The organism is Burkholderia sp. BC1 (genome assembly GCF_052683555.1).
Window position 1 is genome coordinate 55,785 of sequence record NZ_JBQYLP010000016.1, and the last position, 15,134, is coordinate 70,918.

Sequence of the window (15,134 nt, forward strand, 5' to 3'; positions counted from 1 at the left end):
GGGTTCTCTCAGGATTCGAATTGATCGAAGGTGCGCTGCAATTCGCGGTTGCGCGCGACGCGCCGGTCGATGGCGGGGCCGAGACGGTCGACGACGGCCGTGATCAACAGGTTGAACAGGCAGGTGAGCGGCGCGAGCGAATCCCAGAACTGGCCGACGTCGGTCTTGACCTGCAGCAGGTCGGCCGGCCAGTCGCGTGCCCACGGGCAATACAGATCGGTGACGAGCGCGAACGGCTGGCCGAGCTCGGCCGCCGTCTCGCAGTAGCGGCGCGCGGTGCGAGAATACGCGCGCGTGTCGGTGACGATCGAGTACGGCCGCTCGAATTCGGAGTTCAGCGAATCGACGTACGAGCCCGACTGGCCGTCCGAATAGAACACGCGCGGGCGCAGATATTCGAGGTAGCTGCTGAACGCGTTGCTGATGCCGCGCGTCGACTGGATCCCGACGATGAACACCGCATCGGCATGCGCAATGCGGTCGGCGACCTGCGAGAACACCGGGCCTTCGGCCAGCCGGTACACGTGGCGGATCGCATCGAGCTCGCGTTCGAGCGACGAGGCGAGCGCGTTCTCGCCGCCTGCGTCGCCGCTCGGCGCCGTGCGCGCGACCCGGCGATATTCGTCGAGACGGTCGGTGATCATCCATGGCCGGTCGCTCGCGCCGCGCAGTTCGCGCTTCAGGTCGTCGAGATTGCGATAGCCGACGCTACGCAGAAAGCGGCCGACCGAGATGCCGCTCGTGCCGGTCTGTTGCGCGATCTGGTCGGCCGTTTCGAGGCCGAGCCGGTCGACGTTCGCGAGCATGTAGCTCGCGATACGCTTCGCGGTCGGCGTCAACTCGGCGAAGCGCGACTCCACGGTACGGACGAACGTGCAGGTCATCGGATGTTAGATCGTTGTCGTGTGGCGTTCGAATGTCATGCATCTAACAAAGCCAAAAACATTCGCGCTAGTGGACAAAAACTATCGAGGGGCGGGGGCGATAGGGGCGGTCGAGGTCGAGGACCGTGAGGCGGCGCAGGGGCCGAAGGCGCAGACGGCGTTGCCAGTGTGCAACGGCGGCTACGTGGAGAAGCGTCGCGGGCATGACGAGCAGCGCACCGGCCGGGCGGATCTCGTGTTTCTCGAGATATTGAATATCGTCCAGCTACGCGACGCGGCCCGCATGCGATCGGCCGCGCCGATCCACGCGAGCCGCGTCGCGCGCCTTACTTCGCGAGCGTCCGGTACGACACGAGATCGTTGATCGGCCCGATCTCCGGGCCCGTTACGCCCGGTCGCGTCGCGACCTGCACGACCTTCTCGAACATGATGACGAACGGCGAGTTCGCGAGGACGGCCTTCTGCAGCGCCTCGTAGCGCTGCGCGCGCTTCGCGGGCGAGGGCTCGACGAGCGCGGCCTCGGTGTCCTTCGTCAACTGCGGAATGTCCCAGCTGTTGCGCCACGCGAGCATCTTCGTCTTCGCCTGATCCGAATTGTCCGGATTCCACGCGAAGCCGCGCGCGTTGCTGTTCGGGTCCATGTAGTCGGGCGACCATTCGCCGATGAAGATGTCGTGCTGACGCGCGCGGTACTTGCCGATCGCCTGCTTCGCATCGCCGGCGATCAGCTTCACGCGGATCCCGCCTTGCGCGAAGTTCGCCTGCAGCGCCTGGGCGATCTCGATGTACGGATAGTCGTTCGGCATGTCCATCGTCACGTCGAAGCCGTTCGGCAGGCCGGCCTTCGCGAGCAGCGCCTTCGCCTTCGCGACGTCCTGCTTGTAGGGCCGCGCGTTGAGCGTGCCGAGGAAGCCCTCGGGCAGGAAAGTTTGATGGACCTTGTACGTCGTGCTGACGATGTTGCGCTGGATGCCGTCGTAATCGACGAGCCACTTCATCGCCTGCTGCACGTCCGGCTTCGCGAGATTCGGATTCTTCGTGTTCAGGCTCAGATACAGCAGCGCGGACACCGGCCACGCGGTGACCTTGATCTTGCCGGCCTTCGTCAGCGCGGCGAGGCTGTCGGGGCTCAGATTGCGCGCGGCGTCGACGTCGCCGTTCTCGAGCAGCAGCCGCTGCGCGGATGCCTCCGGCACGTGGCGCAGCACGACGCGCTTCATCGGATACGGCGTGCGGTACTGATCGAAGCGCTGCAGCACGATGCTTTCGTTCGGCGTCCACTTGACGAGCCGGTACGGGCCGGAGCCCGCATCGTTGGTCTTCAGCCAGCCGCTGCCGAAGTCGTCGCCCTGCTGGTGCGACAGCAGCAGCTTCTTGTCGAGCACCGATGCCGGGCACGCGCTCAGCACGTTCAGCACGAAGCTCGGCGCGTACGCACGGTCGGTCTCGAGCACGAAGGTTTGCGCGTCGAGCGCGCGCACCTTCTGCATGACGTTCGCCTTCGTCAGGCCGAGATCGGCGAGCACGCCGGCCGGCCCCTTGTCGAGCAGCACGGTGCGCTGCAGCGACCACGCGACGTCGTCGGCGGTCAAGGGATTGCCGGAGTGGAACGTGAGGCCGGGGCGCAGCTTGAAGGTGTAGGTGCGCCCGTCGGCGCCGACCGTCCACGACTGCGCGATCTGTCCGTTGAAGCGCGTCGGGTCTTTCAGGTCGACGCGCACGAGCCGTTCGTAGGTGTTCGCGACATACTCGGACGGCACGAGCTCGTAGATCTGGCTCGGATCGAGCGTCGTGAATTCGCCGAGCTGCGTGGCGACGACGAAGATGCCGGGCGGCGTCGCCGCGTCGGCCGGCAGCGCCGGAACGAGCGCGACGAGTGCGGCGCTGACGAACAGCCGGGACAGCAGATGCTTCATGCGGGCTCCATCGGAAGGGAATCGTCGTGCGATTCTCTCATCGACCGTAGCCCGGACGAAAGTATTCGATGCCGCGCGTCTCGCGCCGGCACGGGCGCGCTCAGATCACGCAGCGCGCGATCGCGAAGCGCATCGCTTCTTCGGCGGGCTCGCTGCCGGAGCCGCGCACGACCTTGACGACCGAGCCGCTGCCCGACGGCGTCAGCGTGACGAAGTACGCGCGCGAACCGACCGTGATGTCGGTCACGCCGTTGTGCTGCGACTGTTCGGTGCTCGACAGGCGGTTGTCGAGACAGCTCGCGATCGCATGGGCCGGGCGCTGCGACGACACGTAGATCATCGGCGCCGCGCCGGACGCGGCCGAGTCGGACGAGGGCGTCGAGCCGCAGGCGGCGAGCAGGGCGGCGGGCAGGAGCAGCAGGAATCGTTTCATGGTCGGATCGTCGTGTCTCTCGTGTCGAGGCTGGGGCGCGGGGTAGGCGAAACGCGAAGCTTCGCGACGAAACCGCGGCGCATCGCGCTTTTTTGAAGCGCGATGCGCGCGGTTGACGACGGAGTATACCCGCAGCATCCGGCATGGATCGCGGGCTGAAACGATTCGATACAACAAGCACCCGCTGCCGCACCGGGCAGCGGGCGTTCAGGCGATGGCGACTGGGGCGGATCGATCGGTTTGTCGTGGACGCTTATTGACCGATCCGGTTGCTGACCGCGTTTTCCTGCCGGTTCAGCACACGCTGTTCGCTCTTGGTGATGTGGCCGCGATCCTGCGCAGCCATGTCCCGCTCTTCCTGGCGGATTCTGCGGTCGTCACGGTGCAGGCGCGCGGCCTGTGCGTGCGACATCTCGCCCTCCCTCACTTCGCGATGGATGCGGCGATTCTGGTTCGCGAGGCGCTGGTTGACCTCTTCGCGGCGCGGATGCGCTTGCTGCCACGGCGTGTCGGCGAAGGCGGTGCCGGTCAGCACCGACATCAGCGTGGCGGCGATCGCGAGATGGCGGGTAAGGGCTCGCATGATGTTTCTCCTGTCGTTGCGCGCCCGAATCGTGGGCGCTTGACGAAAAAACGCGCGGCCGGCGCCGCCTGTTGACGCTCGAAATGTGTCGATTGCAAGCGTTTATTACGTCTGGCGAATGCCGGCCGGCACCGGTTTGCATGAACCGGCTCGCTGCAACGATCGCGCGGTGCCGCCTCAGCTGAGCCGATACGCCTTGACGGGCGTCACTTCCGCCGGCAGCGGCTCGCGGTTCAGTTCGAGCAGCGTGCGCTCGATCTGCCGCGTGATCGCATCGAGCGCGAGATGGTTCGGCCCGTCGCCGAACGGCTCGGCGATCGCATGCGCGATCGCGTCGAGTGCGATCAGCGTATAGGCGACGAATACCGTGACGAACGGCGTCGCCGCGCCGATCGAATCGACGAGGCCGAACGGCAGCAGCACGCAGTATGCGTAGATCGTCCGATGCAGCAGGACGTCGTAGGAGAACGGGATCGGCGTCGACGCGATGCGCTCGCAGCCGCTCACCATCGAGACGAGATCGTCGAGACGCGCATCGAGCATCCACAGCCGCGTCTCGGCGAGCTGACCCGCATCGGCGCGCGCGGCGAAGGCGGCGCGCAGCTCGTGCACGATCGCGACGGGACGAAACCGCGCGGCGGCGACGCGCGCGTGCGTCGCGTCGTCGAGCAGCGGGCGCAGATCGTCGGCCGGATCGGTGCCGCGCAACTGGTGCTTGAGCGCATAGACGAACGCGATGACGCGGCGCACGAACGCGCGGCGCTCATGCGCGTCGGTCGAAACCGCGCCGTAGCAGAGCGCCTGCGACGTCAGCGTGCGCGCGGCGGTCAGCACGCCGCCCCACAGCTGCCGCGCCTCGCGGTAGCGATCGTAGCTCGCGTTGTTGCGGAAGCCCGCAAAGATCGCGAGCGTCAGGCCGATCAGCGTAAACGGCGTCGGGTTCAGCGGCACCTTTTCGCCGAGCACGCGGCCGCCGCCCCAGACCGCGACGAGGCTGATGACGAGCGTCAGCACGAGCTGCGGCAGGATCGTCGGCAGCACCGAGCCATTCCACACCAGCAGCATGCGCAGCCAGTGCTCGCGCGGACGAACGATCATCGCAGCACTCCGTCACGCGGCGGCCGGGACCGGCGCGGCGGCGCGATGCAGCAGCACCGGAATCGATTTCGAGGTCGGCGTGTTGCAGACGTCGCCGACGCTGTCGAGCGGCACGAGCGGATTCGTTTCCGGGTAGTACGCGCCGATGCAGCCGCGCGGAATGTCGTATTCGACGAGCAGGAAGCCGTTCGCGCGCCGCTCGATGCCGTCGTGCCACACGGTTTCCATGTCGACCCAGTCGCCGGCCTTCAGGCCGAGCATCGCGAGATCGTCGCGGTGCGCGAACACGACGCGACGCTGGCCGAACACGCCGCGATAGCGGTCGTCGAGCCCGTAGACGGTCGTGTTGTACTGGTCGTGCGAGCGCGTGGTCATCAGCGTCATCAGCCGCTCGCCGTGCAGGGCGCGTGCGCGCTGGATCGGCGTGTCGCTCGGCAGCGCGTGCGCGATGAAGTTCGCCTTGCCGTTCGGCGTCAGCCACTCGCGGTCGCGCGACGCGACGCGCAAATGAAAGCCGCCGGGCCGCGCGATGCGCGCGTTGTAGTCGTAGAAGCCGTCGAGCGTCGCTTCGATCGCGTCGCGAATCTTCGCGTAGTCGTTCTTGTACGCGAGCCAGTCGACCTTGTCGCTGCCGAACAGCGCATGGCCGATATGCGCGACGATCGCGGGCTCCGACATCAGGTTCGGCGACGCGGGCCGGTTCATTCCGTACGAGACGTGCACCATGCTCATCGAATCCTCGACGGTGACGCCTTGCGGCACGTTGTCCTGCAGGTCGACCTCGGTGCGGCCGAGCGTCGGCAGGATCAGCGCGTCGCGGCCGTGGATCAGATGGCTGCGGTTCAGCTTCGTCGTGATGTGCACGGTCAGGTCGCAGCGGCGCATCCCTTCCCACGTGCGCGGCGTGTCGGGCGTCGCCATCGCGAAGTTGCCGCCGAGGCCGATCAGGACCTTCACGCGGCCGTCGAGCATCGCCTCGATCGTCTCGACGACGTCGTACCCGTGTTCGCGCGGCGGCTCGAAGTCGAACACGCGGCCGAGCCGTTCGAGGAACGACAGCGTCGGCTTTTCCTCGATGCCGACCGTGCGGTTGCCCTGCACGTTCGAATGGCCGCGCACCGGACACAGCCCCGCGCCGGGCCGGCCGATGTTGCCGCGCATCAGCATCAGGTTCGTCAGCATCTGCACGGTCGCGACCGAATGCTTGTGCTGCGTGATCCCCATGCCCCACGTCGCGATCACGCGCTCGCTGCGCGCGTAAAGCTGCGCGAGCGCGTCGATCTGCTCGTACGGCACGCCGCTTTCGGCGGTCAGCGCGGCCCAGTTTTCGGCGCGCAGATCGTCGGCGAACGCGTCGAAGCCGGCCGTGTGCGCGTCGATGAACGCGGTGTCGAGCACGCGCGGCGCACCGGCGGCGCGCGCCGCGTCGTCGAGCTCGAGCACGCGTTTCGCGACACCCTTGATCAGCGCGAAGTCGCCGCCGAGCGTCGGCTGGATGAAGGTCGAGGCGATCCGCGTGCCCGACATCGTCAGCATCTCGAGCGGGCTTTGCGGATCGGCGAAACGCTCCAGCCCGCGCTCCTTCAGCGGATTGATCGACACGATCGTCGCGCCGCGCTTCGCGCATTCGCGCAGTTCGCCGAGCATGCGCGGATGGTTGGTCGCCGGGTTCTGGCCGAAGATCAGCAGCGTGTCCGCATGCTCGAAATCGTCGAGCGTGACGGTGCCCTTGCCGACGCCGACCGACGCCGGCAGCCCGCGGCTCGTCGCCTCGTGGCACATGTTCGAGCAGTCGGGAAAGTTGTTGGTCCCGTACATCCGCACGAGCAGCTGATACAGGAACGCCGCTTCGTTGCTCGCGCGGCCGGACGTGTAGAACGCGGCCTGATTCGGGTCGGGCAGCGCGCGCAGATGCCGCGCGATCAGCGCGAACGCGTCGTCCCACGCGATCGGCACGTAGCGGTCGCTCTGCGCGTCATACACCATCGGATCGGTGAGCCGGCCGTGCTGCTCGAGTTCGAAGTCCGACTGTTCGAGCAGCTCGGTGACCGTGTGTTCGGCGAAGAACGCCGGCGTCACGCGCTTGCTCGTCGCTTCGGCCGCAACGGCCTTCACGCCGTTCTCGCAGAACTCGAACGTCGACGCGTGCTGGCGGTCGGGCCAGGCGCAGCCCGGGCAGTCGAAGCCGTCGGGCTGGTTCTGACGCAGCAGCGTGCGGTAGTTGCCGCCGGCGACCTTCTCCTTGATGAGGTTGATCGTGACGGCTTTCAGCGCGCCCCAGCCGGCGGCGGGGTGGGTGTACGGCTCGATGCGCGCGGTGGCGGATTTCTTTCTCATGATGCGTCTGTCGGGATCGATGCGTGCAGAGTACGCGCCGCACCGCATGCGCTGTGTGTACACCTGTTCACTTCAAAAAAGAGTACAGTTGCGGCGATTCGCACAGTGCGCATCGCAACTGTGTTGTCGAAGGCGGATTGAAAGGGAGGCGAGTGAAGCGTTACGAACAACTGGCCGACGATCTGCACGCGCAGATCGAACGCGGCGTCTATCGGCCCGGCGACCGGATTCCGTCGGTGCGGCACGCGAGCCGCCAGCACCGGCTCAGCGTGACGACCGTGCTGCGCGCGTATCTGCTGCTCGAAAGCCGCGGCCTGATCGAAAGCCGGCCGCAGTCGGGCTATTTCGTGCGCGCGCGTCTCGACGCGCCGGTGCAGGTCGAGCTGCATGCGTCGACGCCGGCCGCCGAGCCGTCGGCGGTCGACGTGAGCCGGCTCGTGCTGTCGACGCTGCGTTCGATCGCGCGCGACGATGCGGTGCCGCTCGGTTCGCCGTATCCCGACGCGTCGCAGTTTCCGGTGCAGCGGCTCGCGCGCTACGCGCAGGCGATCGGCCGGCGCCGCACGCGCTGGGGCGTGATCGACGATCTGCCGCCCGGCAACCAGGAACTGATCCGCCAGATCGCGCGCCGCTACGCGGAGCGCGGCATCGTTGTCGAGCCCGGCGAGATCGTGATGACGATCGGCGCGACCGAGGCGATCAACCTGTGCCTGCAGGCGGTCGCGAAGCCCGGCGACACGATCGCGGTCGAATCGCCGACGTTCTACGCGATGCTGCACGCGATCGAGCGGCTCGGCATGCGTGCGCTCGAAGTCGCGACGCATCCGGCAGACGGAATCGACATCGACGCGCTCGCGCGGATTCTCGAACGCGAGCCGGTGGCGGCCTGCATGGTGATGCCGAATTTCCAGAATCCGCTCGGCTTCCGGATGCCCGACGAGCGCAAGCGCGCGCTCGTCGAACTGCTCGCAAAGCACGGCGTGCCGGCGATCGAGAGCGACGTCTATCACGAGCTGTACTACGGCGACGCGGCGCCGAGCGCGCTGAAGTCGTTCGATCGCGAAGGGCTCGTGCTGCACTGCGCGTCGTTTACGAAGAGCCTGTCGCCGCGCTACCGGATCGGCTGGGCGATGCCGGGCCGCTATCGCGACCGCGTCGAGAAGCTCAAATTCCTGAATACGCTCGCGACACCCGCGATCGAGCAGCTGGCGATCGCCGAGTATCTGCAATACGACGGCTACGATTTCCATCTGCGACGCATGCGCAAGCACTACGCGCAGCAGGCGAACCTGATGAGCTCGATGGTGCGGCGATTCTTCCCGGACGGCACGCGGCTGTCGCAGCCGCAGGGCGGCTACGTGCTGTGGGTCGAGCTGCCGCCGCAAGTCGACGCGATGAAGCTGTACGCGCTCGCGCTCGCGCAGCGGATCACGGTCGGGCCCGGCCACATGTTCTCGGCGGGCGCCGACTACCGGCACTTCATCCGGCTCAACTACAGCTATCCGTGGTCGCGGCAGATGGAGGAGGCGCTGAAGGTGCTCGGGCGGCTCGCGGCCGAATGCGCGGCCGCGTGAGCACGCCGCGCGGCGCGGCTGCCCGCTAGGCGGCGATCGCGGTTTCCGGATCGTCGGTCGATTCGGCGGCGGCGTGCCGTGCATCGGCGCGCACGGCACCCGTCATCTCGCGCATGTCGAAGCCCGACGGATGCTGGTACACGCGCAGCCCGAACTCCGGCAGGATCGCGATCAGATGGTCGAACAGATCGGACTGGATCGCTTCATAGTCGACCCACGTCGTCGTGTCGGTGAAGCAGTACAGCTCGAGCGGAATGCCCTCGGCGGTGAGCGGCAGCTGGCGCGCCATGCAGGTCATGTCGCGGCGGATGCGCGGATGCCACTGCAGATAGTTCGCGACGTACGCGCGAAACGTGCCGAGGTTCGTCAGCTGGCGGCGGTTCGCCGGGCACTCGGCCGCCGGGCCGAGCGCGCCGTTCCATTGCGCGATCGCGTCGACCTTTTCGTCCAGATAATCCTTCAGCAGCGTGAGCCGTTCGAGCCGGGCGATCTCGTCGTTCGTCAGAAAGCGCACGCTCGTCGCGTCGATGAAGAGTGCGCGCTTGATCCGGCGGCCGCCGGCTTCGGTCATCCCGCGCCAGTTCTGGTAGCTCTCGGTGATGAGCTTCCAGGTCGGCACGGTGATGATCGTGTGATCGAAGTTCGCTACTTTTACCGTGTTCAGCGTGATGTCGATCACCGTGCCGTCCGCGCCGGCGGACGGCATCGTGATCCAGTCGCCGATCCGCAGCATGTCGTTCGACGACAGCTGCACGCCGGCCACGAGCCCGAGCAGCGTGTCCTTGAAGATCAGCATCAGCACCGCCGACATCGCGCCGATGCCGGACAGCAGCAGGCCGATCTGCTTGCCGGTCGCGTCGCCGATCACGACGAGCGCGGCCGTGATGAACATCACGAGCTTGACGAGCTGCATCGCGCCTTTCAGCGACAGGCGCGGCTGTTCGCGGCGCGTCGTGCGGTACGTATGCTCGAGCGCGGACAGCGTCGCGCTGATCGTCATCGTGACGACGAACACGATCAGCGCGAACAGCACCTTGTCGGCGGCCTGCGCGGCGGCGTCCGGCAGGCCGGGCACCGCGCCGAGCCCGAGCTTGATCACGACGAACGGGACAATGCGGTTCAGCCACTTGAACGCGCCGAACTGGAACAGCGCATCGTCGATGCGCGTGGCCGAGCGCCGCGCGAGCCGTGCGACGACGCGAAACAGCAGGAAATGGACGGCCGCGGTGACGACGCCGGCGGCAGCGAGCAGGATGAGCGTGCCGACGAGCGGCGCAAACCAGGATTCATTCAAAGTCATAGCGGGTGGTGCGGTCCTTCTGTTGCATTGGAATCGGCGCCGCAATGCGGCGCGTGCCCGCTGAAGGGCACTTGAAAGGGACAGCGATTGTGCCATCGGGTTCCGGGCGTGTGCGGCGACGGTTGCGGTGGGCCGCGACTGGCTGCCGCGGCGGCCGGCCGATGCTGGCATGAGACGCGACGTCCGAACATCGCGCGGCGGCCGGCCGCGGTGCGACGCGACCGTGCATCGGCTGCAGGGATTCGTCGGCGGGGATGGATGCTCTCGCACGACCCGAAGGGCTTGGCGATGACGCTCGGCGCGGCCGCACAGGCCGCGCGACGTGGCGCGACCTGGCGCGTTCAGCGCGAGCCGCTTGACGCCGGTGCCGCGCGGCGGCCGCCTGCGCCGGCGGACCACAGCGGCAGGCGCAGCGCAGTGACGAAACTCGACGCGTGCAGCACGCAGAGCAGGCCGAACGCCCAGGCGTAAGCGGTCCCGTGCGTGTCGCCGCCCGCCGCGTGATCGACCTGCAGCCGCCAGGCGAGAAACAGCGTGCAGAGCGTCGTCAACGTCGGCCCGCCGAGGCGCTGCACGATATTGAGCGACGTGGTCGCCATCGGCAGGTCGCGGCGTTCGACCGATGCATAAGCGGCCGTAATGGACGGCGCGCCGATCGCGCTCTGTCCCATCCCGCGCAGGAATAGGGCAGGCACGAGCACGACGGGATCGTAGCCGCGCAGCGCGAGATAGACGAACGGCAGCGTCGCGAGCAGCGCGAGCATCGCGCCCGCGGCGGCGAGCCGCCGCACGCCGAAGCGGCCCGTCAGCGCGCCCATCGACGGATAGGTGACGAGCATGCCGAGGCCCATCGGCGCGAGCAGCCAGCCCATCTCGCCGGGCGAACGGTCGCATGCCTGGATCAGGAATACCGGGATCAGCATCTGACCCGCGAACAGCGCGCCGTTCGACAGGAACTGCGTCGAGGCCGCCGCGCCGAACACCTTGCGGCGAAACAGCGCGAGATCGAGCAGCGCGCGATCGCCCTTGCGCGTTTCGACGCGCAGGAAGGCAACGAGCAGCAGCGCCGCGGCGGCGAGTGCCGCGAAGCCGAGCGCCTCGCCGATGCGCTCGACGCCGTACAGGAACAGCACGAGCCCCGGCGACAACAGCGACAGCCCGATCCAGTCGAGCGCTCGCGGCTGCGTTTCCTCGCGATCGCCGGGCAGGAACCAGGCAGCGAGCGCAAGCGCGAGCACGCCGACCGGCAGGTTCACGAGAAACAGCCAGCGCCACGACATGTGCTGCAGGATCGCGCCCGCGACGACGGGGCCGAGGATCGGCGCGAGCAGCACGGGCACGGCCGCATAGCCGATCACGCGCGCCATCTGCTGGCCCGCGACGCCCGCGATCATCATCTGCGCCATCGGGGCGAGCAGTCCGCCGCTCATGCCTTGCAACGCGCGAAACGCAATCAGCGACGGCGCGGACCACGCGAGCCCGCAGAGCGCCGACGTCAGCGTGAACGCGGAGAAGCACCACAAGTACAGCGCCTTTGCGCCAATCCGGTCGACGAGCCAGCCGTTCAGCGGCAGCACCAGCGTCAGTGCGAGCAGATAGCCGCTCGTGACCCACTGGATCGTCGACAGGCTTGTCTGCAGATCCGTCGCGAGGCTCGACAGCGACACGTTGACGATCGTCGCGTCGAGCTGCGACAGCAGCGAGCCGAGCATCGCCACCGCGCTGACCTTCCAGATCGACGGATCGAGTCCGCCACCCGCGCGGGCCGGCGCCGGTTGCGTACGTTCGTCGCTCACGCGCCGCGCCGGTCGAGCAGCGCGACGATGTCCTGCGTCGAACCCGTCTCGCCGAGGCGCGGGAACAGGCGCTCGACACTGTTCGCATGGGCGTCCGCGTTGAGGTCGGTCATCGCGTCGACGGCGAGCGTCACGTTGTAGCCGAGTTCGTGCGCCTGCCGCGCGGTCGATTCGACGCCGATGCTCGTCGCGACGCCGGCCAGCACGATCTGCGTGACGCCGGCCGCCTTCAGGTAAGCGTCGAGATCGGTGCCGGTGAACGCGCCCCAGGTTTTCTTCGTGACGAGATGGTCGCCGGGCTGGCGGTCGAGTTCGGCAATGAGTTCGGTCCAGTCGGCCGGCAGCGCGTCGAGGCGAACCTGCTGCTGCGTGCGGCCCGGTGCGCCGCCCGCGACGTTGACGAGCACGACCGGCAGGCCGCGGCTGCGGAATGCGTCGAGCAGTTTGCGCGTGCGCTCGATCACGCCGCCGACCGGATGCGCGGTGGGCAGCGCGACGATGCCTTTCTGCAGGTCGATGACGACCAGCGCCGTGTTTGTGTCGAGACGGGTTGCGCTCATGATGAGGACTCCATGGAACGGACGGGGGACGGGAAAGGCGCGCGAACGGATGCGGCCGCATCGCCGCGCGCGGGTCACTTGTCGCCGATCCGCCTGATCAGCGGGATCGCGGCGGCGAGCGTGCGGATTTCTTCGGGATCGAGTTGCTCGATCGCGGCGCCGAGCCAGCGGTGCTTGGCGGCGCTGCGCTTGCGGCGCGCCTCGCGCCCGGCCGCGGTCAGCAGGAACAGGATCTGGCGACCGTCGGTCGGATGCGGCTCGCGTTCGACGAGACCTTCCTCTTCGAGACTCGCGAGGATCGCCTTCATCGATTGCGGCTTCATCGACTCGGCGCGGGCGAGATCGGCGGTCGTCATCGGGCCGTTCGATTCGAGCCGCGCGAGCGCGCTCGTCTGCGACATGCCGAGCCCGTCGGACGCGAGTTCGGAGCGCAGCCGGCGGATCAGCTGTCCGACGGCGAGCGTCAGCTCGGTGGCAACGGCGTCGGCGGTAAGGTTCGGTTTGCGTGCGGCGTTCATGAGGCGGATCTTAGGACAAGACAGTTAGACTTGCAAGTTTGGCTGTCGAATTGTCGACGATACAGTTCAAATGCGCGTTGCGACGAAGGCATGCGGCAGACAGGCGGGTTCAGCGATTGAAGCGGTCAGGGGCGCGCAGACGTTGATCCATCGACGACTGCAACGACAGCGGGCGGGCGCCGCGATGCCTTCAGCCGGATTCGCCGTCGCGATCGGGCGGCGCGATCGGCACGACCTCGCTGTTGCGCGGCGTGGCGGCTTCATGCAGCGGGTCGCCGAGATACTGCGCGAGTTCGTCGGCGGCGAGCGTGGGCGGGATATGCAGGTCGGCCGGCCGCCGCTTGCCTTCGACGCCGAGATCGAACACGGCCCAGCGGTCGTTATGACGCGCGACGGCGAGACGGCGCCCGAATGCATTGAAGCGGTATTCATGCAGCATCGCATCGCTCCCGAAGATGCATGCGCCGGCCGCCTGCGCGCTTACTGGATCGAGCAGGCCAGCCAGCGGTGGATCCTGATCGCGTCGCTCGAGACGCCGGCGCGCGTCGGTGCGCCGAGCAGCACGACGGTCGTGCGGCGACCTTTCACGCGCATGCGCATCACGACGCCGTGACCCGATTCGTTGATGAAGCCGGTTTTCTGCAGGCGGATCGGCAGGCGGCGATAGCGGACGAGCGGATCGGAATTCACATACAGCAGTTCGCCGTCGCCGGGGCGCACGGTCGTGGACGTGTCGGTCGAGAAGTAGCGGATCAGCGGATCCCGTGCAGCCGCGTCGACGAGCCGCGCGAGATCCTCGGCCGTCGACACGTTGTGCGGCGACAACCCGGTCGGTTCCCTGAAATGCGTATGGCGCATGCCGAGCCGGCGCGCTTCGCGATTCATCGCCTTGACGAAGGCGGCGCGGCCGCCCGGATAGTCGCGGCTCAGCGCGGCGGCCGCGCGGTTCTCCGACGACATCAATGCGATATGGAACATGTCGCGGCGCGACAGCTCCGAGCCGACCTGCAAGCGGGAACCGGTGAACTTGATCGTGTCGCGATCGTTCGCGGTGACGCGCAACACGCCGTTCAACGGTCGATCGGCATCGCGTGCGACGACGGCCGTCATCAGTTTCGAGATCGACGCGATCGGCCGCACCGTGCGCGCATTCCGCGCCAGCAGCGGCGTGCCGGAATCGACGTCGAGCACGTAGGCGGCGCGCGAATGGAGCGATCGAACCGCGCGCGGGTTGTACCCGCAGCTCGCCAGCAGGCGCGGTTTCGCGGCCGGCTGCGGACGAGCGGCCGTCGTGCGTTTCGCGCGACGCTGCTGCGGAGCCGGTGCCGCGTGGCGCTGGATTGCGTGGTGCTTCACGCGCGGGCGGCGATGCTTGACGGCCTTTTTCTTGCGCTGCGCAGGCTTTTTCTTGACCGTTTTCTTGACGGCTTTCGCGTGCGGCACGGCATGCGCGGCACGCTGGGGCGGGTGGCGTTGCGCCGACGATGCGTTCGTCGCAAATGCGAACGTGAGGATCGACAACGCGATGAGCAGGGTGGTCCGGGCGAGAGGCAGGCGCGCGATGAGGCCGGTCAAGCGAAAAGCTCCTTTTCACGCGCGACGACGCAGCGTGGCATGGTTGAGCGGTCAGGGGAGCGGAAAATTATACGGTCGATCGCGGCGCGATGACGACGGACAGCGGGAAAACGCGGCGATTTTTCGCAGGGATCGGGCGTTTTTACTGCCGTGCGGAGGACGAGGGCGGCGCTATGCGGGCGAACGCGCGCGCGATATGGAGGCGCGCGACGCGATCGTGGTGCGATCGCGCGCCCGGCCTTAACGCGGCCAGTTGCGCCGCGACACGATCGCGAAGCTGACCGCAATCGATCCCGTCACGATGCGCGGCCGTGCCTCGTCCGGTGGTGCGTCGTCGAGGCGAAAGCGGCCGCGGCGTCCTTCAGCGCGCCGGGCTTCGCGCGCGGGCGCCGGCACATCGGGTGCGGTCGCGCATTCGTTCGCGACGATCGGCTCGCACGATTCATCGTTCGGGTACGCGGACGCAGGATGAAAGGTCATGACGGGATAGTCCGGAAAGGGATTGCCTCCATTGAACGTCAAGCGGTTCAATCAGTAAAATGAATATTTCGATCGTTACG

15 protein-coding genes are annotated in these 15,134 nt (G+C 67.6%); 2 read left to right on the forward strand and 13 right to left on the reverse strand.

What is annotated here, in order from left to right:
• Nucleotides 1-8: 8 nt before the first annotated feature.
• The gene (gene sapR / locus ACSHSS_RS10845) at nucleotides 9-884 is read right to left on the reverse strand and encodes a sap1 transcriptional regulator SapR (protein ID WP_012216865.1); all 876 of its coding nucleotides are present in this window, start codon (nucleotides 882-884) and stop codon (nucleotides 9-11) included.
• Between the two features lie 37 nt (nucleotides 885-921).
• On the opposite strand from sapR, the gene ACSHSS_RS10850 reads away from it, so the two are divergent.
• A complete protein-coding gene (locus ACSHSS_RS10850) occupies nucleotides 922-1,248 on the forward strand; it encodes a hypothetical protein (RefSeq protein WP_445544952.1) in 327 nt (108 codons plus the stop codon).
• On the opposite strand, the gene ACSHSS_RS10855 is transcribed toward ACSHSS_RS10850, so the two are convergent.
• From ACSHSS_RS10855 to ACSHSS_RS10875, 5 genes are all read right to left on the reverse strand, one after another.
• A complete protein-coding gene (locus ACSHSS_RS10855; protein WP_006413448.1) occupies nucleotides 1,211-2,800 on the reverse strand; it encodes an ABC transporter substrate-binding protein in 1,590 nt (529 codons plus the stop codon). The two genes, ACSHSS_RS10850 and ACSHSS_RS10855, sit on opposite strands and share 38 nt — an antisense overlap.
• A gap of 100 nt (nucleotides 2,801-2,900) precedes the next feature.
• On the reverse strand, nucleotides 2,901-3,233 hold the full coding sequence (locus ACSHSS_RS10860) for a sugar ABC transporter ATPase (protein WP_006396861.1): 333 nt from the start codon (nucleotides 3,231-3,233) through the stop codon (nucleotides 2,901-2,903).
• Nucleotides 3,234-3,486: 253 nt separating this feature from the next.
• A complete protein-coding gene (locus ACSHSS_RS10865; RefSeq protein ID WP_006413459.1) occupies nucleotides 3,487-3,816 on the reverse strand; it encodes a hypothetical protein in 330 nt (109 codons plus the stop codon).
• 177 nt (nucleotides 3,817-3,993) lie between these two features.
• Nucleotides 3,994-4,914, reverse strand: a complete 921-nt coding sequence (locus tag ACSHSS_RS10870) for a bestrophin family protein (RefSeq protein WP_105814607.1) — start codon at nucleotides 4,912-4,914, stop codon at nucleotides 3,994-3,996.
• 12 nt (nucleotides 4,915-4,926) lie between these two features.
• Nucleotides 4,927-7,251 carry an FdhF/YdeP family oxidoreductase gene (locus tag ACSHSS_RS10875; protein WP_445544953.1) on the reverse strand — a complete coding sequence of 775 codons (2,325 nt, stop codon included), beginning with the start codon at nucleotides 7,249-7,251 and terminating at the stop codon, nucleotides 4,927-4,929.
• A 152-nt stretch (nucleotides 7,252-7,403) separates the two neighbouring features.
• Between ACSHSS_RS10875 and ACSHSS_RS10880 the strand changes: the two genes are divergently transcribed.
• Nucleotides 7,404-8,825: an aminotransferase-like domain-containing protein gene (locus ACSHSS_RS10880; protein WP_217257305.1), complete on the forward strand. Its 1,422-nt coding sequence runs from the start codon at nucleotides 7,404-7,406 to the stop codon at nucleotides 8,823-8,825.
• A 25-nt stretch (nucleotides 8,826-8,850) separates the two neighbouring features.
• Here the strand turns inward: ACSHSS_RS10880 and ACSHSS_RS10885 are convergent, their stop codons facing one another.
• The 7 genes from ACSHSS_RS10885 to ACSHSS_RS10915 all read right to left on the reverse strand — a co-directional run bounded on the left by ACSHSS_RS10885 (nucleotide 8,851) and on the right by ACSHSS_RS10915 (nucleotide 15,096).
• Nucleotides 8,851-10,125 (reverse strand): mechanosensitive ion channel family protein, encoded by a 1,275-nt coding sequence (locus ACSHSS_RS10885; RefSeq protein WP_445544954.1) that lies wholly within the window; start codon nucleotides 10,123-10,125, stop codon nucleotides 8,851-8,853.
• Between the two features lie 341 nt (nucleotides 10,126-10,466).
• Nucleotides 10,467-11,921 carry a DHA2 family efflux MFS transporter permease subunit gene (locus tag ACSHSS_RS10890; protein ID WP_445544955.1) on the reverse strand — a complete coding sequence of 485 codons (1,455 nt, stop codon included), beginning with the start codon at nucleotides 11,919-11,921 and terminating at the stop codon, nucleotides 10,467-10,469.
• Nucleotides 11,918-12,481 (reverse strand): isochorismatase family protein, encoded by a 564-nt coding sequence (locus ACSHSS_RS10895; protein ID WP_105802492.1) that lies wholly within the window; start codon nucleotides 12,479-12,481, stop codon nucleotides 11,918-11,920. The genes ACSHSS_RS10890 and ACSHSS_RS10895 overlap by 4 nt, the downstream gene beginning before the upstream one ends.
• 74 nt (nucleotides 12,482-12,555) lie before the next feature.
• Nucleotides 12,556-12,999 carry a MarR family winged helix-turn-helix transcriptional regulator gene (locus tag ACSHSS_RS10900; RefSeq protein WP_006396871.1) on the reverse strand — a complete coding sequence of 148 codons (444 nt, stop codon included), beginning with the start codon at nucleotides 12,997-12,999 and terminating at the stop codon, nucleotides 12,556-12,558.
• A gap of 190 nt (nucleotides 13,000-13,189) precedes the next feature.
• Complete coding sequence (locus ACSHSS_RS10905) at nucleotides 13,190-13,438, reverse strand: DUF7661 family protein (RefSeq protein WP_445544956.1); 249 nt, start codon at nucleotides 13,436-13,438, stop codon at nucleotides 13,190-13,192.
• Nucleotides 13,439-13,479: 41 nt separating this feature from the next.
• Nucleotides 13,480-14,574, reverse strand: coding sequence for a serine hydrolase (locus ACSHSS_RS10910; protein ID WP_445544957.1), 1,095 nt, complete (start codon nucleotides 14,572-14,574; stop codon nucleotides 13,480-13,482).
• Nucleotides 14,575-14,814: 240 nt separating this feature from the next.
• Nucleotides 14,815-15,096: a hypothetical protein gene (locus tag ACSHSS_RS10915; protein ID WP_176157720.1), complete on the reverse strand. Its 282-nt coding sequence runs from the start codon at nucleotides 15,094-15,096 to the stop codon at nucleotides 14,815-14,817.
• Nucleotides 15,097-15,134 lie beyond the last annotated feature (38 nt).